20 protein-coding genes, 1 tRNA gene and 2 pseudogenes are annotated in these 16,690 nt (G+C 71.2%); 12 read left to right on the forward strand and 11 right to left on the reverse strand.

Features of this window, described 5'->3' with window-relative positions:
- The first annotated feature begins 10 nt into the window (after positions 1–10).
- Genes O7624_RS21835 through O7624_RS21850 form a run of 4 tightly spaced genes read left to right on the forward strand, consistent with a single transcriptional unit; the run spans position 11 to position 4,629 of the window.
- A complete protein-coding gene (locus O7624_RS21835; RefSeq protein WP_282240706.1) occupies positions 11–913 on the forward strand; it encodes a hypothetical protein in 903 nt (300 codons plus the stop codon).
- Positions 906–2,147, forward strand: coding sequence for a CbiQ family ECF transporter T component (locus O7624_RS21840; RefSeq protein ID WP_282237079.1), 1,242 nt, complete (start codon positions 906–908; stop codon positions 2,145–2,147). Before O7624_RS21835 ends, O7624_RS21840 begins: the two co-directional genes overlap by 8 nt.
- Positions 2,144–3,775 carry an ABC transporter ATP-binding protein gene (locus tag O7624_RS21845; protein WP_282237080.1) on the forward strand — a complete coding sequence of 544 codons (1,632 nt, stop codon included), beginning with the start codon at positions 2,144–2,146 and terminating at the stop codon, positions 3,773–3,775. The genes O7624_RS21840 and O7624_RS21845 overlap by 4 nt, the downstream gene beginning before the upstream one ends.
- Entirely contained in the window at positions 3,772–4,629 is an 858-nt protein-coding gene (locus O7624_RS21850) for an ECF transporter S component (RefSeq protein ID WP_269737921.1), read from the forward strand. The genes O7624_RS21845 and O7624_RS21850 overlap by 4 nt, the downstream gene beginning before the upstream one ends.
- A gap of 13 nt (positions 4,630–4,642) precedes the next feature.
- Here the strand turns inward: O7624_RS21850 and O7624_RS21855 are convergent.
- Positions 4,643–4,753 (reverse strand): annotated as a pseudogene (locus O7624_RS21855) (tRNA (adenosine(37)-N6)-threonylcarbamoyltransferase complex transferase subunit TsaD); the annotation flags it as partial.
- Positions 4,754–4,756: 3 nt separating this feature from the next.
- On the reverse strand, positions 4,757–5,305 hold the full coding sequence (gene def, locus O7624_RS21860; RefSeq protein WP_269737920.1) for a peptide deformylase: 549 nt from the start codon (positions 5,303–5,305) through the stop codon (positions 4,757–4,759).
- Between the two features lie 64 nt (positions 5,306–5,369).
- Between def and O7624_RS21865 the strand changes: the two genes are divergently transcribed.
- The 4 genes from O7624_RS21865 to O7624_RS21880 all read left to right on the forward strand — a co-directional run bounded on the left by O7624_RS21865 (position 5,370) and on the right by O7624_RS21880 (position 7,926).
- Positions 5,370–5,984 (forward strand): superoxide dismutase, encoded by a 615-nt coding sequence (locus O7624_RS21865; protein ID WP_282237081.1) that lies wholly within the window; start codon positions 5,370–5,372, stop codon positions 5,982–5,984.
- Positions 5,985–5,988: 4 nt separating this feature from the next.
- Complete coding sequence (locus O7624_RS21870; RefSeq protein ID WP_269737918.1) at positions 5,989–6,249, forward strand: superoxide dismutase; 261 nt, start codon at positions 5,989–5,991, stop codon at positions 6,247–6,249.
- A gap of 187 nt (positions 6,250–6,436) precedes the next feature.
- Positions 6,437–7,060, forward strand: coding sequence for a hypothetical protein (locus tag O7624_RS21875; protein ID WP_282237082.1), 624 nt, complete (start codon positions 6,437–6,439; stop codon positions 7,058–7,060).
- 383 nt (positions 7,061–7,443) lie between these two features.
- The gene (locus O7624_RS21880) at positions 7,444–7,926 is read left to right on the forward strand and encodes an ATP-binding cassette domain-containing protein (protein ID WP_269737916.1); all 483 of its coding nucleotides are present in this window, start codon (positions 7,444–7,446) and stop codon (positions 7,924–7,926) included.
- A 79-nt stretch (positions 7,927–8,005) separates the two neighbouring features.
- On the opposite strand, the gene O7624_RS21885 is transcribed toward O7624_RS21880, so the two are convergent.
- The 8 genes and pseudogenes from O7624_RS21885 to O7624_RS21920 all read right to left on the reverse strand — a co-directional run bounded on the left by O7624_RS21885 (position 8,006) and on the right by O7624_RS21920 (position 11,553).
- Positions 8,006–8,161, reverse strand: coding sequence for a hypothetical protein (locus tag O7624_RS21885; RefSeq protein WP_269737915.1), 156 nt, complete (start codon positions 8,159–8,161; stop codon positions 8,006–8,008).
- A gap of 130 nt (positions 8,162–8,291) precedes the next feature.
- On the reverse strand, positions 8,292–8,669 hold the full coding sequence (locus O7624_RS21890; RefSeq protein WP_269737914.1) for a DUF5615 family PIN-like protein: 378 nt from the start codon (positions 8,667–8,669) through the stop codon (positions 8,292–8,294).
- Positions 8,666–8,896, reverse strand: coding sequence for a DUF433 domain-containing protein (locus O7624_RS21895; protein ID WP_117228534.1), 231 nt, complete (start codon positions 8,894–8,896; stop codon positions 8,666–8,668). Before O7624_RS21895 ends, O7624_RS21890 begins: the two co-directional genes overlap by 4 nt.
- A 212-nt stretch (positions 8,897–9,108) precedes the next feature.
- Positions 9,109–9,402 (reverse strand): annotated as a pseudogene (locus tag O7624_RS30695) (ATP-binding protein); the annotation flags it as partial.
- Positions 9,403–9,589: 187 nt separating this feature from the next.
- Positions 9,590–9,662: transfer RNA gene (locus O7624_RS21905), tRNA-Arg, on the reverse strand.
- A 95-nt stretch (positions 9,663–9,757) separates the two neighbouring features.
- Positions 9,758–10,792, reverse strand: coding sequence for an alpha/beta hydrolase (locus O7624_RS21910; protein WP_282237083.1), 1,035 nt, complete (start codon positions 10,790–10,792; stop codon positions 9,758–9,760).
- 78 nt (positions 10,793–10,870) lie between these two features.
- On the reverse strand, positions 10,871–11,077 hold the full coding sequence (locus O7624_RS21915) for a hypothetical protein (RefSeq protein WP_139233244.1): 207 nt from the start codon (positions 11,075–11,077) through the stop codon (positions 10,871–10,873).
- A 59-nt stretch (positions 11,078–11,136) separates the two neighbouring features.
- On the reverse strand, positions 11,137–11,553 hold the full coding sequence (locus O7624_RS21920; RefSeq protein ID WP_093410456.1) for an HPF/RaiA family ribosome-associated protein: 417 nt from the start codon (positions 11,551–11,553) through the stop codon (positions 11,137–11,139).
- A gap of 348 nt (positions 11,554–11,901) precedes the next feature.
- On the opposite strand from O7624_RS21920, the gene O7624_RS21925 reads away from it, so the two are divergent.
- The 3 genes from O7624_RS21925 (at position 11,902) to O7624_RS21935 (ending at position 15,461) form a co-directional block, all read left to right on the forward strand.
- Positions 11,902–12,696 (forward strand): single-stranded DNA-binding protein, encoded by a 795-nt coding sequence (locus O7624_RS21925; protein WP_282237084.1) that lies wholly within the window; start codon positions 11,902–11,904, stop codon positions 12,694–12,696.
- A 183-nt stretch (positions 12,697–12,879) separates the two neighbouring features.
- Complete coding sequence (locus tag O7624_RS21930) at positions 12,880–13,920, forward strand: cobalamin biosynthesis protein (protein WP_282237085.1); 1,041 nt, start codon at positions 12,880–12,882, stop codon at positions 13,918–13,920.
- Positions 13,917–15,461 (forward strand): cobyric acid synthase, encoded by a 1,545-nt coding sequence (locus O7624_RS21935; protein ID WP_282237086.1) that lies wholly within the window; start codon positions 13,917–13,919, stop codon positions 15,459–15,461. The genes O7624_RS21930 and O7624_RS21935 overlap by 4 nt, the downstream gene beginning before the upstream one ends.
- 77 nt (positions 15,462–15,538) lie before the next feature.
- Here O7624_RS21935 and O7624_RS21940 read toward each other — a convergent pair whose 3' ends face one another.
- Complete coding sequence (locus O7624_RS21940) at positions 15,539–15,940, reverse strand: rhodanese-like domain-containing protein (RefSeq protein WP_093410450.1); 402 nt, start codon at positions 15,938–15,940, stop codon at positions 15,539–15,541.
- Here O7624_RS21940 and O7624_RS21945 point away from each other — a divergent pair.
- Complete coding sequence (locus O7624_RS21945; protein WP_282240708.1) at positions 15,875–16,657, forward strand: hypothetical protein; 783 nt, start codon at positions 15,875–15,877, stop codon at positions 16,655–16,657. The genes O7624_RS21940 and O7624_RS21945 overlap by 66 nt on opposite strands.
- Positions 16,658–16,690 lie beyond the last annotated feature (33 nt).

Here is a 16,690-nt window from a genome sequence, read left to right on the forward strand (position 1 = left end):
CCGCCTCGCCATCGCCATCGTGGTGGCCGCCGCCAGTGTCCTTCTCGGACCGTCTCCGGCAGCGGCCGCCGGCAGCGCCGGGTACTGCCCTGACGCTGCCGGCGTGACGGTGGTGGTGGACTTCAAGGAACTCGGCGGCGGTACCGTCGTCCGGTGCGCCCCCGGCGACCAGGCCACCGGCCTGGCGGCATTGAAGGCCGCCGGCTTCCAGATCGCCGGCACGCTGCGCTGGGGCGAGGGGTTCATCTGCCGGATCGAGGGCAAACCCTCGGCCAGAACGGAGAAGTGCGTCGACACGCCACCGGCCAGCGCCTACTGGTCGTACTGGCACGCACCCAACGGGGGCAGCTGGACCTACAGCGACAAGGGTGTGCTCAACCGCAAGCCGCCATCGGGCAGTTTCGAAGGCTGGTCGTTCTCACTCAACCGCAACGCCGACAGCGCACCCCGACCTGGTGTGGCCCCCGCCCGGCCCGCACCGCCGCCGCGCACCACGCCACCCGCGCCCCCGCCTGCGCCTCGCACGTCCGCACCGCCGCCGCCGCGTCCCCCGTCGGTTGCGCCACCGGTCGCCCCGCCACCGGCCGTCGGTGCACCGAACGCACCCACGATGTCGGGCGGTACCCCACCGGCCGGGGTCACCCTGACCCCACCGGTGGCCTCCGCCACCGCGACCCCGCCCGGCAGCTCACCCGTGCCGACGATTGCGGCCACCGCTCCGCCGCTCGCGGCTGCGCCCGTTGCCCCGTCGGCCGATCCGACGGACTCGTACCCGGCGACCGAGTTCAGCGCCGCGCGTGACACCGACGGCCTCCCGCTGGGCACCCTGGCGGGGCTGTTACTGCTGGTCGCACTGGCAGGTGGCGGGCTCGTAGCCGCCCGCCGCCGGCGGACCGCCGAGCCGGATGACTGACCAGGCCACCGCCCACGGGGTGGCGCGACAGACACCGCTGAGGCCGCCTGCCGGCCGGCTGACCGTGGCAGGCCGGCTACCCCGCGCGCTGCACCCGGGCGCCTGGTGGCTGTGGGCGCTCGGGCTGGCGACCGCAGCCAGCCACACCACCAACCCGCTGCCGCTGGCGCTACTCGTCGCCGCCGCCGCGCTTGTGGTTGTCCGCCGGCGCGGTGACGCCCCCTGGGCGTTCGCGTTCCGGATGTACCTGATCCTCGGCGCGGTGATCGTGGCCATGCGGGTGGTGTTCCGCCTCGTGTTCGGCGGCGGCCAGGGTGACCACGTCCTGCTTCACCTGCCGGAGATTCCGTTGCCGGCATGGGCGGCCGGCATCCGGCTGTTCGGCCCGGTCGCCGCCGAACAGCTCCTCGGCGGCTTCTACGACGGACTGCGCCTGGCGACGATGCTCATCTGCCTCGGTGCCGCCAACGCCCTGGCCAACCCGAAGCGCCTGCTGAAAGCGGTACCCGGTGCGCTGTACGCGGTCAGCACTGCCGTGGTGGTCGCGCTGTCGGTGGCCCCGCAACTTGTGGAAAGTGTGCTGCGGGTACGCCGGGCCCGTCGGCTGCGCGGCGCCACCGGTAATGGTCTGCGTGCCTTGCGGGGCATCGCCCTGCCGGTGCTGGCCGACGCCCTGGACCGATCCCTCGCCCTGGCCGCGGCCATGGACTCGCGCGGCTACGGCCGCACCGCCGCGATACCGGCCGGCCAGCGCGCCTTCACCGGCGGGCTGGTGCTCGCCGGACTGGTCGGTGTCTGCGTGGGCACGTACGGGCTGCTCGATACGACAGTGCCCGGCTACCTCGGTCTGCCGATGCTGATCGTCGGTCTGGCGACGGCCGTCGCCGGGATGCTGCTGGCCGGCCGGCAGGTCCGGCGCAGCCGCTACCGGCCGGACCGCTGGCGGATCACGGAGGTTGTCGTCGCCGGCTGTGGGGTGGCCACCGCCGTCGTGATGGCGGTGGCCGGATCCGTGGACCCGGTCCGACTCTACCCGCCGGTGAGCCCGCTCACCTGGCCCGAGCTGACCCCGCTGATGCTCCTGGTCGTCGCGGTCGCGGTCGCGCCGGCCTGGCTGGCACCGCCGCCGACGCTCGCGGCTCACCGCACCCCCCGCCCGGTGCTTATTGCACCGAACGGCACGACCCGCAGCTCGCCGAAGCGTGACACCAGCGAGTCGGAGGCCCAACGTTGATCGATTTCGGTCGGGTGACCGTCCACTACGCCGAAACCTCCGAACCGATGCTGCGCGACGTGAACCTGCACATCCCCGAGGGCGAGCTGTGCCTGGTCGCTGGCCGCACCGGCGCCGGCAAGTCGACCCTGCTGCGGGCCATTAACGGGCTGGTGCCGCACTTCACCGGCGGCACGCTCCACGGCACCGTCACCGTGCAGGGCCGCGACACCCGCAGCCACCCTCCCCGTGACCTCGCCGACGTCGTCGGAGTCGTCGGCCAGGATCCCCTCGCCGGCTTCGTCACCGACACCGTCGAAGAGGAACTCGCCTACGGCATGGAACAACTCGCCCTGCCGGCGCCGGTCATGCGTAAACGCGTCGAGGAGACCCTCGACCTGCTCGGCATCGCCGAGCTCCGGGACCGTCCGCTGCGAACTCTCTCGGGCGGGCAGCAGCAGCGGGTCGCCATCGGCGCCGTGCTCACCAGCCACCCGCAGGTGCTCGTCCTCGACGAGCCGACCTCCGCCCTGGACCCCACCGCCGCGGAAGATGTCCTGGCCGCCGTCACCCGCCTGGTCCACGACCTCGGCGTCACCGTCGTGGTGGCCGAACACCGCCTCGAACGCGTCGTGCACTACGCCGACCGGCTGCTCTACCTGCCCGGCGACGGCACCGTCATCGACGGCGAACCTGCCGCCGTGCTCGCCGACATCGACCTCGCGCCACCCCTTGTCGAGCTGGGCCGGGCTGCCGGCTGGACACCCTTGCCGCTGTCCGTACGCGACGCCCGTCGCCGCGCATCGGACCTGCGGCAGCGGCTCGCCGACGCCCCGGCGCCTCCGGCCACACCACCACCGGCCGGTCTGCCGGTACTGGCCGCCCGCAACATCGTGGTGCGCTACCCCGGCACCGTCGCCGTGGCCGGCGTCGATCTCGACCTGCATCCCGGCCGGATCATCGCGCTGATGGGCCGCAACGGCTCCGGCAAGTCCAGCCTGCTCTGGGCGGTACAGGGCAGTGGCCCCCGGCAGGGCGGAACGGTCACCGTGACCGGCCCCGACGGCGCCACCGATCCGAAGACACTGCCCGCCGGGCGGGCTCGACAGCGCGTCGGACTGGTGCCGCAGACCCCGGGCGACCTGCTCTACCTGGAGACGGTGGACGCCGAATGTGCCCAGGCCGACCGGGAGTCCGATGCACCTGCGGGCACCTGCCGGGCGCTGCTGGACCAGCTCACCCCCGCGCTGCCCGGCGACCAGCATCCCCGGGACCTGTCGGAAGGGCAGCGGCTGGCCCTCGCGCTCGCCGTCCAGCTCACCGCCGCACCACCGGTCGTGCTGCTCGACGAGCCCACCCGAGGCTTGGATTACCTCGCCAAACGGCAGTTCACCGCGATCGTCCGGCGGCTGGTCACCGAAGGTCGGACGGTCGTCGTCGCCACCCATGACGTCGAACTCGTCGCCACCCTTGCCGACCGCGTCGTCGTGATGGCGCAGGGAGAGATCGTGGCCGACGGCACCACCGCCGAGGTCATGCTCGCCTCACCCGCGTTCGCCCCGCAGGTCGCCAAGGTGATGGCACCGCAGCCCTGGCTGACCGTGGACCAGGTCACCGCCGCGCTGGCCGCCACACGGACACGAGGATGACGACGGCCCTGCGGGTCGCCCCGCGTACGGCCGTCGTGCTGGTCCTGGCCTCCGTCGCCGCGCTGGCCACCTTCAGCTGGCCGTTCTTCGTACCAGCCCAACCCGAGAGCATGGCCCGGACCACCGAGGCACCACTGGTCTTCATCGCCGTACTACCGATCCTGCTGGCCCTCGTCCTGGCCGAACTCAGCTCCGGCGGCATCGACAGCAAGGCCCTGGCGATGCTCGGCGTGCTCGCCGCCGTCAACGCCGCCTTGCGCCCGCTCGGAGCCGGCACCGCCGGCATCGAGACGGTGTTCTTCCTGCTCGTGCTCGCCGGCCGGGTCTTCGGACCCGGCTTCGGGTTCCTGCTCGGCGCCACCTCGCTGTTCGCCTCCGCCCTGCTCACCGCCGGTGTCGGCCCGTGGCTGCCGTTCCAGATGCTGGCCGCCGCGTGGATCGGCCTCGGCGCCGGGCTGCTGCCGGCCCGGTTGCGGGGCCGGGCCGAGATCGCCGTGCTGGCCGGCTACGGTGCGATCGCCGCCTACGGCTACGGGCTGCTGATGAACCTGTGGTTCTGGCCGTTCAGCATCGGCGCGGACACCCAGCTCTCCTACGTCGCCGGGGCGCCGGTGCTGGACAACCTGCACCGCTTCGCCGTGTTCACCGCCGTCACGTCCACCTTCGGGTGGGACACCGGCCGCGCCATCACCACCGTGATGGCCATCGTCCTGGTCGGACCCGCCGTCCTGGCTGCTCTGCGCCGCGCCGCCCGGCGCGCCGCCTTCGAGGCGCCGGTCACCTTCGCCACGACACCAGGGCCAGCCATCCCGCCCGGGCAAGACAGCGGTCTCGGTGTGCGGCCGCCGGGGTAGGGCAGGCCGAGCAGGCGTGTTCGTCCATGCTGGTGGCGAGGGCGTCGCCGAGCAGGACGCCGTCGGCGACGATGCCGACGCCGGTCTCGTCGCAGGAGGTTTCGATGCCCAGGACGACCGGCATCGGTCAGTCGTCCTGGCCGGTGCCCACGCCGACGCCAGGGTGTTCGGCGTTGGTGGTGAGGATGCGTTTGCGGAGTTTGCTGGGAAGTCGGTCGACGTAGGCGAGGCCGTCGAGGTGGTCGACCTCGTGTTGGAAGCAGCGGGCCAGGGTGCCGGTGCCGTCCAGCCGGACTTCCTGACCGTGCATGTCGAATCCGGTGACGGTGGCGGTGGCGCAGCGGGCCAGTTCGGCGTGCTGGCCGGGGACGGAGAGGCAGCCCTCGGTGTCGGTCACCAGGTCGCGGTGCTCGGGTAGGTGCAGGACCGGGTTGACGACGGTGGCCACGGTGCGGGCGCCGGTGGCGTCGGGGCAGTCGACGACGAAGATCCGGGCGTCGACGCCGATCTGGTTGGCGGCCAAGCCGACGCCGTGGGCGGCGTACATGCTGGCGAACATGTCGGCGACGAGCTGGGCGAGGACGTCGTCGAAGTCGGTCACCTCGGCACAGCGACGGTGCAGGACGGGCGTGCCGTAACGGGTGATGGGGCGCGGGGTGCCTGTCGAGGTCTGCACAGTGGCCTATCCTATGCAATTGCCAAAGCTTTGCAGTAAGAGCAGCAGTCCCAGAGGAGTTCTGATGGCGGTTTACACCCTGCCCGACCTGCCCTACGACTACGGCGCGTTGGAGCCGGCGATGTCGGGGCAGATCCTTGAGCTGCACCACGATAAGCACCACGCCGCGTACGTCAAGGGCGCCAACGACGGTCTGGAGCAGCTCGCCGAGGCCCGGGCCAAGGGCGACTTCTCCACTCTTGTCGGTCTGGAGAAGACGTACGCGTTCAACCTCTCCGGGCACGTGCTGCACTCGATTTTCTGGGGGAACCTCTCCCCGGATGGTGGCGACCGTCCCGACGGCGAGTTGGCGGCGGCGATCGAGGAGCACTTCGGTTCGTTTGAGGCGTTCGCCGGGCAGCTCTCGGCCGCCACCAAGGGCGTGCAGGGTTCCGGTTGGGGTGTGCTGGCCTGGGAGCCGCTCGCGCAGCGGCTGATCGTGGAGCAGGTCTACGACCACCACGGCAACGTGGGGCAGGGCTCCACGCCGCTGCTGGTGTTCGACGCCTGGGAGCACGCCTACTACCTGCAGTACAAGAACGTGCGGCCCGACTACGTGGACCGGCTGTGGAACCTGGTCAACTGGTCGGACGTGATCGCCCGGTTCGATGCCGCCCGCGCCACCACGCCGAAGCTCTGACCGCATGACGGGCCTCACCCCGGCCGCCGCGGAACTGGTGCAACGCGCTGCCGGGGTCATCGCCGCCAAACATCGCGGCGACCTCGGCGGCGCTGAGGAACTCCTCGCCGCGTTCGGCTCCGAGCAGGCCAAGACCCTCGGTTTCTACCTTCTGGCGGACCTGAGCCTCGGACTGCTCCGCGCGCAGAGCGGTCAGTCACTGGACGATCTCGTCCGAGAGTTGTCCCTGCTCGTCGCCGCCACCACCACGCAGCCGGACAACTGACACGTGGTGACCACTGGTCGGTGTCGCCGACACTGTGAAAATGCCGGCGACACCTGCCAGAACGCGACGGCGGGCGGCCCGGCGACTGTTTCGCCGCGCACGGCGCCCAGGCCGGCGACATCGTCTCCGTCGCACTGGACCGCCCCCGTTCTACGCCGAAAGCGGCGGACAGGACTCCGACGCCGGCATGCTCACCGGTCCGAACCTGCGCGCCGAGATTATCGACGTGCAACGGCCGGTCAAGAATCTGATCGCGTTCACCGTTCGGATCCTCGACGGCAGCCTCGCCGTCGGCGACGCGGTATACGCCACAGTCGACCCGGAGTGGCGCACCGGCGCCCGGCAGGCCCACTCCGGCACCCACGTCGTACACGCCGCGCTGCGCCACGTCCTCGGACCGAACGCGTTGCAATCGGGCTCGTACAACCGACCCGGCTATCTGTGCCTGGACTTCGCCTGGCGTGGTGGCCTGTCCGAGGCGACCACAGCGAGGTCGAGGAGGTCGCGAACCTCGCGATCCGTCGCGACCTGCCTGTCGACGTCCGCTACCTGCCCCTGGAACAGGCCCGCGCCGAGGGTGCCTTGGCCCTGTTCGGCGAGACCTACGACGAGACCAGTGCGGGTCGTCGAGTTCGGCGGCGAGTGGTCCTGCGAGCTGTGTGGCGGCACCCACGTCGACCACTCCGCGCAGATCGGCTCGCCCTCGCGGGTGAGCCGGACTTGCTCGTCGCCGACGAACCCACCCCCGCATTCGATGTCGCTGTGCAGGCACAACTGCTCGACCTGCTGGCCCGGCTCCGCGACGAACTGATCATGATCATGATCATGACCTGGCGGTGGTCACCCGCCTGGCCGACACAGCGGCCGTCATGTACGCCGGTCGGATCGTTGAGACAGGGCCGCTTGCCACCGTCATCGGCAAACCGGACCATCCCTACACGCGGGGCTGCTCGACGCCGTGCCCCGTCCTGGAGCGCCGCCGGGCACGCGGTTCCGCACTATGCCTGGACGCTCCGGTGCCGGTCCAGACGACACCATTCGCCTCCCGATGCCCGGTCGCCCTCCCCGCCTGTGTGCAGCGCCAACCGATACTGGTCGCGCTGGGCGGGGCGCACCGGTCCGCGTGCCTGCGCCAACCCGGCGAGCCCTCGCTGATGCCCGAGGCTGGCGTCGGGCGAAACGGAGACTGACCGGGTGTTGGAGATCGAAGGTGTTGCGGCCGGTTATGCCGTCGCGCGAGGGCGGCACCGCAACACCGTGGTGGATGCCATCACCATGCGGGTCGATGCGGGTGAAATCGTCGGCCTGGTCGGCGAGTCGGGGTGCGGCAAGACGACCCTCGCCCGCGTGATCACCGGGCTCCACCGCCCCGATTCAGGCTCGGTACGCCTCGCCGGGACGGACGTGTACAGCCTGCGCGGTCGGGCACTGCGCACCCACCGACGGCGGATACAGATGGTCTTCCAGGAGCCGTATCTCACTTTCAGCCCCCACCAGACAGTCCGGCAAGCCATCACCGAGCCGCTACATATCCACCGCCTCGGCGACTCTCGTGCCCGGTCCGCCCGCGTGGACGAATTGCTGGACCTCGTCGGGCTCGATAACCGTGTGGGTGATCGTCGGCCGCAGCAACTGTCCGTGGGCAGCAGGAGCGGTTGGCGATCGCCGGCGCACTGACCGTCGAACCACGCTTGCTTGTCTGCTACGAGCCGGTTACCGCACTCGATGTGTCGGTGCAGGCCAAGTCCTCAACCTGCTATGCGACCTGCGCGACCAGCTCGGCCTTGCGTGCCTGTTCATCTGCCATGACCTCGCCGTCGTCAGGCAACTCGCCGACCGGATTGCGGTCATGCACAACGGTCGCATCATTGAGCAGGGTCCGACCGCGCAGCTCACCACCGATCCTCGCCATCCGTACACCCAGTCGCTACTCGCGGCGACGCCAACAGTCGACCTGAAAGTGGCGTCATCCACGCACGCTCGGGAGGAAGGGGTGATCTGACTGGCTGTGAGTCGTGGCCGATGGCAAGCCGGCGAACAGGTCACTTGCCGCGCAGGATGGGCAAGGGCCGGACCCGCAGCCAGTCCTCGCCGACTACGACGATCGCTCCACTGGCCAGGTCGTCGGCGACTGCGGCGAGGTTCGCCACCAGGATCGCGACGATCTGTGTGGATCGACGACCGCTGATCCGCCGCACCAGCAACACGGACGGTTCGCCGGCCCCGGAGGAGGCCAGCAGAGTGCCGAAGTCGGTATCTGCGGATATCAACACTCGCTGTTCCTGGCGTGCCCGATCCAGCACGATCTCATCCGGCGCCGCTGCCAGGCCGTAGTCCCTGAGGTGCTCGGCGTCATGCCCCTGAGCGCGCAGACCTGCGGCAACCGCTGGCGACAGGTTGTTGTCGATCAGGAATTTCATGCCGCGTGATGTAGCGGCAGCTCCCGCTCCCGGACAGCCTCGGCGGCGAAGCGCAGCGCTTCCCAGACGTCTTCAACGGTCAGGTCCGGCAGATCTGACACGATCTCGTCCGCGCTCATGCCGTCCGCGATCATTGCCACGACCGTCGCGACCGGGATGCGTAGCCCACGGATGCACGGTGCACCGCCCATCTGGGCCGGGTTGACGGTGATCCGCTCGAAGTTCATGACGGCATGGTAACCCGTCGTGACCTAGCCCGACCCCGGGCCAGCCTGAGACCTGGCTCCCCATCGGTACCGGAGGATTCCGCAACAGGCATGAGGATTGCGTGGTTGGTCGCAGCCGGGGCGGGGTGATCGCTGTGGGACGGCGCGGGAGCGCACGGGCTGGCATCCGGCCTCCCACAATTTCTGTGCTCACACATGCTCACAGCCCAAAATCAAATAGCCATCATTGCGCGACATGCGGCGACAGGGGGTGTGATCTGACGTAGAACTGGAACTGACCCCCTGGCGACGGATTGGGATTGACCCCCCGTTACCCCCCGGGGGGGGGTGTCGTTCTGCTTGTCGCGGTCTTTTGCGAGGAGTTCTCGGCGGGCTCTGGTGCGGTAGGACTCGCCTGCGAGGGTGAGGACCTCGGCGTGGTGCACGAGGCGGTCGATCATCGCGGCGGCGACGACTTCGTCGCCGAAGACCTCGCCCCACCGCCCGAAGGGCAGGCGCGAGGTGAGGAAGTCTCTACAAGATCCGGGGCGGTTCACTGTCCGAGAGTTGGCGTTCGAAGTCACCACTCGTCTGGCGCTTGTCGTGCGAGGGCTGCACATCCGGGCTCACCTAAGGTAAGCCTAAATCAAAGAATACCATTAATGAAGATCGCGAAAACCGCTAGAAACCGCAGGTCAGAGCCATGTAGTGGAGCGCGCCCGGCAGGATTCGAACCTGCGGCCTTGGGATTAGAAGTCCCCTGCTCTATCCGCTGAGCTACGGGCGCAACGTGGTATCGCGCGAGAAGGGTACCGCCGTCCGCCCTCCGCCCGGTGAAACGGGTGGTCAGGCCGGGTCGTAGCGGCCGGGTGTCGGCGAGGCTCAGGCGTCCGCGGGGGAGTGGCTTGCGGGGTGTCCGTCCTCGGCCGAGGGCCGGGGCCGCGGCGGGGTCGGGCGGGTGGCCGTCGGTCCGGCGCAGAGGAAGGCTTCGGCCCACCGACCGACCTCGGCGAAGACCTTCTCGCGTACGGCCGGGCCGGAGAGCGTGAGATCGTGCAGGCCGCCGTCGAAGCGGGACACGGTGACGTGCTGGCCGAGCCGGGGAGCCCAGCGGACCATGTGCTCGACGTCGAGGACGGCGTCGGCCAGGGTCGCCGCATCCTGCCACTTCGTGCCTCGGAACGATCGGGTGGAGCAGGCGAGCAGCACCGGCACCGGGATGTCCAACCCGGCACGCAGTCGCCGCTGACCGGTGCGGATGGCGTCCAGCCAACCGGCCCGTACGGGGAAACCGGCAAGCGGCTTCCAGGCCAGGTCGTACGTCCACTCGCCGCGATGGTCGGCGTGCAGGCTCTCGCCGTACACGGTGCCGATCCCGAACGGGAGGATGCGGTGCGGCGCCCTGCGGCCCAGGCGCGCGACGGCGGCCGCGAGGGGTCGCCGCACGAACCAGGGAGCGTTGAGGTCGAAGAAGGGGCTGTTGAGGAAGATCCCGTCGACCAGTCCGGCGTCGCGGCGGGCGTCGGCCCACAGCGAGATGATCAGGCCGCCGGTGGAGTGACCCATGGCCAGCAGGGTGTCGTGCCCGTCCTCGTCCCGGATGATCCGTGCGGCAGCGTCCAGCTCGGGGAAGTAGTCGCCGAGGTCGCGACAGAAGTTCGGGGTCTGGTGCGGCAGCAGGCTACGACCGTACTTGCGCAGGTCGAGAGCGTAGAAGTCCCAGCCTCGCGCGGCGAAGAAGTCAGCCACGTGGGTCTGGAAGAAATAGTCGACGAAGCCGTGCACGTAGAGCACGGCACGTCCGGTGGGCCGCTCCGCCCGGCGGCGGACCAGCGTCGCCACCACCGGACCCTCGTCATCCCTGCCCAGGTCGATGATCTGCCGCTCGTAGGGCGGCCCAAGCACGTCCGGTTCCACCCACCGACGGTACTGCGGCTGGCTACCGGGCGGTAGCCCCCGCCCGCCCGCACCCGGCGGACAGGGGCTACCTCCTGGTCAATCGCCCACGGCCTCGCGCCCGGACGGCTCGTGCGAGGTCGAGGCCCGGCCACGATCCGGGCCGTACGGCGACACCTGGTCGACCGGCACCGAGCGGTGCTCCCGCCGGGCCGAGGACGAACCGCCCTCGACCGGGCCGTCGCTGTCCTGCACCAGCCGGGTTTCGCCGCTCCGGCGCATCTCGGGTTGCTGCACGTTGGGCATGTCGTTTCACCTCCACGGTGGGCGCGCCGGCCGCTCAGGTCCATCGGCCGGCTACGCGCTCACCTCTCGTCGGTCGTCCCGGCCCCGGCCAACTCGTCGGTCGGCGCGACCGGGCCGGGCGGTTCGTTGACCCGCAGGTGCTTGTTGTTGCGGGGTTCCTGCCGGGTCTTCGCGTCGTTCAGCTGACGACGCAGGTCGTCGCGGACGTCGTTGAGCGCGGCGTGCAGGTCCTCCTCGGTCGAGGTGGCGACCACCCGTTGCCGACCGGCGATCCAGCACTCCAGGGTGACCTTCTGACCCTTGGCCTCCCGATCCTTCACCGACAGCTCCATGTCGGTGGCGTCGGCGTGGAAGCCGGCCAGGCGGGCGTCGAGCGTCGTGAACTGCTCGACGATGCGGTTTCGCTCCCGGTCGGAGAAGCCCGCGCCCAGCCGGAGGCACTTGGCCACGGTGGCGGGGTCCTGCACGGCGCTCATCGCCGCACCTGCCCCGTAAGGCGGGTGGAACGGGTACTGGTCATCATCATGATCGCTGACCTTTCGTTCGACGTCGTGCTCACGGGTGCGCTTGCAGGGATCCCTACCCAGGTCGGCTCCGTCCGGAACGTGACCATTTCCGCTGCCTCTTGATCATCGCCGGGTGGCTACCGGCGGGCCAGGGACGTTCGGCCTACCACAAGGGGACCTTGATCAGGCGTTTGTCCACAGGTGGTCCGGTCGTCCACAGGTGCCGCCTCCTGGGCTGTCTGCGAAGGGCAGCGGGCGGCAGGCTCAGTGGCGAGTCGACTCGCCGAAGCCACGCCCCGGACCTCTGAAGGAGGGACGATGTTCGATACCTATATGACGATTGTCGGAAATGTGCTCACCGCGCCGGAGTGGCGCCGAACCGCCCAGAGCAACACCCTGGTGGCCAACTTCAAGGTCGCCTCGACCGCCCGACGCCTCGACCGCGACAGCGGGCGCTGGGTCGACGGCAACAGCCTGCGGGTGCGCGTCAACTGCTGGCGCAAGCTCGCCGAGGGAGTTGCCGCCTCGGTGATGGTCGGTGACCCGGTCGTGGTCTGCGGCCGCCTCTACACCCGCGACTGGGTCGACGACGCCGGCAACCACCGCACGCTGTACGAGTTGGAGGCCGTCGCAGTCGGCCACGACCTGTCCCGGGGGCGTGGGCGTTTCCTGCGTAACCGGCCCAGCCTGACCACCAGCGCGGTCTCCGACGCCGACGCGGAGCGGCGGGTGCACGGGGAGCCGACCGAGCCGGTGCCGGACGACGAGGCACCGGCCCGACCCGACGACCGCCCGGTCGACGACGACTTCGAGCTGCCCGACATGTCGGGCTACGCCGCCGGTCTCGACGGCAATCTCGACCCAGGGCGGCTCGGCGGATTCGACCCGGGTTCGGGCGGGTCCGAGTCGTCGGGCGGCGGCCGGCTGCCGGCGGGGGAGTTGGACGATTTCGCCGGCGCTGGCGTCTCCGACGAGCTTGCCCCGGTGCCCGCCGAAGCCACCGAGGTCGAGGTCGAGGTCGAGTTGGCGGTGCGCCCGGAGGAATCGGGGGCGGGCGATGCCGCGACCGGGCGCGGTCGTCGAGGGCGCGGACGGCTGCCACAGCCCGTCTGACCACGCGCGAAAGGCGGCCGGTGTGCGCCTGCCGGTGTGCGCCTCGCCAGTGGTGATCAGGTGACCGGGCCGGCGACGTGCCCGGTCGCCTGCCACCCCAGGACAGCGGTGCTCGGGGTGGCTACGGCGGGCGGATCCCGGGTGCTCAACTCGGCTAGGCTGGCCGTCCGGGGGTGACATGCCGTGCGACACGCGGGTGCGGTGGCGAACGCGACTGGCCTTGTCGCGGGCTACGCGCTGGACGCCCTGTTCGGCGACCCTCGTCGTGGTCACCCGGTGGCCGGGTTCGGCCGGGCCGCCGCCGCCCTGGAACGTCGCCTCTACCGCCCTGACCGGCTGGCTGGCGGAGTCTTCGTCGCGCTCTGCGTCGGTGCGCCGGTCGTGATGGGTGTGGCCGCCACCGTCGGCACCCGGCATCGGCCGGTGGCCCGGGCGGTGCTGGTCGCCGCTGGCACCTGGGCGGTGCTGGGCGGGCGTAGCCTGCGCCACGAGGCGAAGGCGATGGGCCGGTCACTGCGCGGTGGTGACCTGCCGGTTGCGCGACAGCGGCTCGGGCATCTCTGCGGGCGGGACCCGACGACGCTCGACGAGCCCGAGCTCGCACGTGCGACGGTGGAATCGGTGGCGGAGAACACCTCCGACGCGGTGGTCGCCCCACTGGTCTGGGGTGCGGTCGCCGGGCTGCCCGGCCTGCTCGGCTACCGCGCGGCGAACACTCTCGACGCGATGGTGGGCCACCGTAACGTGCGCTACGCGCGTTTCGGTACGCCCGCCGCGCGCCTGGACGACCTGCTCAACCTGGTGCCCGCGCGGCTGACCGGGCTGCTGACCGTGGCGCTGGCGCCGGCCGGCAAGGGAGACCGGGAACGAGCCTGGCGGGTATGGCGGCGGGACCGCGACGACCATCCCAGCCCCAACGCCGGGCAGTGCGAGGCGGCGATGGCCGGAGCCCTGGGCGTACGCCTGGGCGGACGCAACATGTACTTCGGCCGTACGGAGGTACGTCCGTTTCTCGGTGACGGTCCCCGTCCCGAGGCTCGGCACCTGACCCGGGCCGCCCGGATCTCCCGGGCGGTCGGCCTGGCGGCGCTCGGTCTCGCAGTGGCGTACCCGTTGACCGCGGGCCGACTGATCGGTGCCGCTTCCCGCCGGACGCTTCGATCCTTCCGGACGGTCCGACCGCTTCGGGCGCCTCGACCCCTGCCGCTGCGGAGCGGTCGGTGACCGGTGGGCTGCTGGTGGCCGGGACGACCTCGGACGCCGGCAAGAGTGTGCTCACCGCCGGCATCTGCCGGTGGCTGCACCGGCGAGGTGTGAAGGTCGCGCCCTTCAAGGCGCAGAACATGTCGAACAACTCCGCCGTCGTGCTCGGGCCGGACGGCCGGGGCGGCGAGATCGGGCGGGCCCAGGCGATGCAGGCGGCGGCCTGCGGGCTCGCGCCGGACCTGCGGTTCAACCCGGTGCTGCTCAAGCCCGGCAGCGACCTGGCCAGTCAGGTGGTGCTGCTCGGTCAGGCCGTCGACACGATCACCGCCGGCACCTTCCGGACCCTGCGTCCCCGGCTCGCCGAGACCGCCTACGCGGCCCTGGCCGAGTTGCGGTCGGAGTACGACGTGGTCATCTGCGAGGGCGCGGGCAGCCCGGCGGAGATCAATCTGCGCGACGGCGACTACGTGAACATGGGGCTGGCGCGGCACGCGCGGCTGCCCACCATCATCATCGGTGACATCGACCGGGGTGGCGTGTTCGCCGCCATGTTCGGCACCCTCGCCCTGCTCGACCCCGCCGACCAGGCCCTGCTCGCCGGCTTCGTGGTCAACAAGTTCCGGGGTGACCTCGGCCTGCTCGCTCCCGGGTTGGAGATGCTGCGCCAGCTCACCGGTCGCCCGACGTACGGGGTGCTGCCCTGGGCACTGGACCTGTGGCTCGACGCGGAGGACTCGCTCGCCTACGGCCGGGTCCTGGGTCGCCCGCCCGCCCCGCGCGGCACCGAGTGGCTCGACGTGGCCGTGCTGCGGCTACCCCGGATCAGCAACGCCACTGACGTCGAGGCGCTGGCGACCGAGCCGGGAGTGCGGGTGCGGCTGACCGTCGAGCCGGCCGAACTGGCCGCCGCCGACCTGGTGGTGCTACCCGGCTCGAAGTCGACCGTGGCCGACCTGGCCTGGCTGCGCGAGACGGGTCTTGCCGACGCCGTCACCGCGCACGTGGCGGCGGGCCGTCCGGTGCTCGGCATCTGCGGTGGCTACCAGATGCTGGCCCGCGCCATCCAGGACCCGGTGGAGAGCCGGCAGGGCACCGTGCCCGGCCTCGGCCTGCTGCCCATCGAGATCACTTTCGACCACACGAAGATCGTCCGGCCGGCGCGGGGCAGCGCCGCAGCCGACCTTCCGGTCCACGGCTACGAGATCCACCACGGGTACGTCTCGACCGCCGACCCGCAGCTGACCCCGCTGCTGCGGGACACCGGTGGTGCCGGCGAGGGCGCCATGCACGGCGTCGTGCACGGCACCCACTGGCACGGCGCGTTCGAGTCTGACGAGTTCCGTCGCTGGTTCCTCACCCGGGCGGCCCGACTAGCCGGGCGTACCGGCTTCCGGATCGCGCCGGACACCTCCTTCGCCGCCGCCCGGGAACGCAGTCTCGACCTGCTCGGTGACCTGGTCGAGGAGCACCTGGACACGGACGCCCTGTGGCGACTCATCGAAGACGGCCCCCCGACCGACCTGCCGTTCGTCCCACCCGGGGCGCCACCTGGCAGTTAGGGTGCTCAGCCGGCGGACATCGGACCTGTGGTCCACTGTGGCGCGACCGCAGACCCTGGACCTGACGGCCGACCGAGTCAGTTGCGGACGTCGGCGGGCTGGTCGGAGAAGGGCAGGCCGGCCGACGTCCACGCCTCCACCCCGCCGATCATGTCGGTCGCCCGGTGCAGGCCCAGCGCGCGCAGGCTCGCGGCGGCGAGGCTGGAGCTGTACCCCTGCCGGCACATCACGACGATCTCCAGGTCGTACCCGGTGGCTTCGGGTATCCGCCAGTCACTGGCCGGGTCGAGTCGCCACTCCAACACCGTCCGGTCGATCACGATGACGCCGGGTAGGTCGCCCTGTTCCCGACGCTGCGCGTCAGTGCGCGTGTCGATCAGGAGCGCACCCCGGCTCGCGGCCTGCACCGTCTCCTGCGGGGTCAACCGGGTCATGCCCGCGCGGGCCTGTTCCAGCAACGCCTCGACACCGGGACTCATCACGGAATGGGACACGCCACGAGCATGCCGTCCGGTGCGCGGCTGCGCGATCCGAAGTGGCCCGGGACAACCCGATCGGTAACGTCGGTGTCCGTGGTGGTGGTCTTCGAGGCGTACGCCGGACTGGCTCGACGGGTGCTGGCGGGGCCGGCCCGGTTGGGGCGTACCCGGCTGGTGGCCATCGACGGGCCCAGTGGCGCCGGCAAGACCGTCTTCGCCGCGCGCCTCGCCGACGCCCTCGCCGGTGTGACGCCCGATGCGGCCCGGCCGCCGGTGGTGCACACCGACGACCTGCTCGACGGGTGGGATGACCAGCTGACCTTCTGGGAGCGGTTGGAGGAGCAGGTGCTCGCGCCGGTCCGGGTCGGGCAGGCCGGCGCCTACCGGCGGTACAGCTGGGTGCGGCGGCGTTTCCTGCCCCCGCCGGTGCCGGTCCCGGTGACGCCGGTGCTGATCGTGGAGGGGGTCAGCGCGGCCCGGTCGTCCGCCGTGGCGGACCTGACCTTGGCGGTCTTCGTCACCGCCCCGCAACCACTGCGGCTGAACCGGGCGGTGGCCCGCGACGGCCCGACGATCCTGCCGGAGCTGCGACGCTGGCACGTCACCGAAAGCGCTCACTTCGCCGCCGACGGCACCGAGGCCCGCGCCGACCTGATCGTCGACGGCGCACCCACCCTGCCGCACGACCCGACGCGCTACTACTGCCGATGCGGCTGAGCACGCCGACCACACCCCGCGTGCTGGGCGGCA

Source organism: Verrucosispora sp. WMMD1129 (assembly GCF_029581255.1).
Taxonomy (GTDB): Bacteria; Actinomycetota; Actinomycetes; order Mycobacteriales; family Micromonosporaceae; genus Micromonospora; species Micromonospora sediminimaris.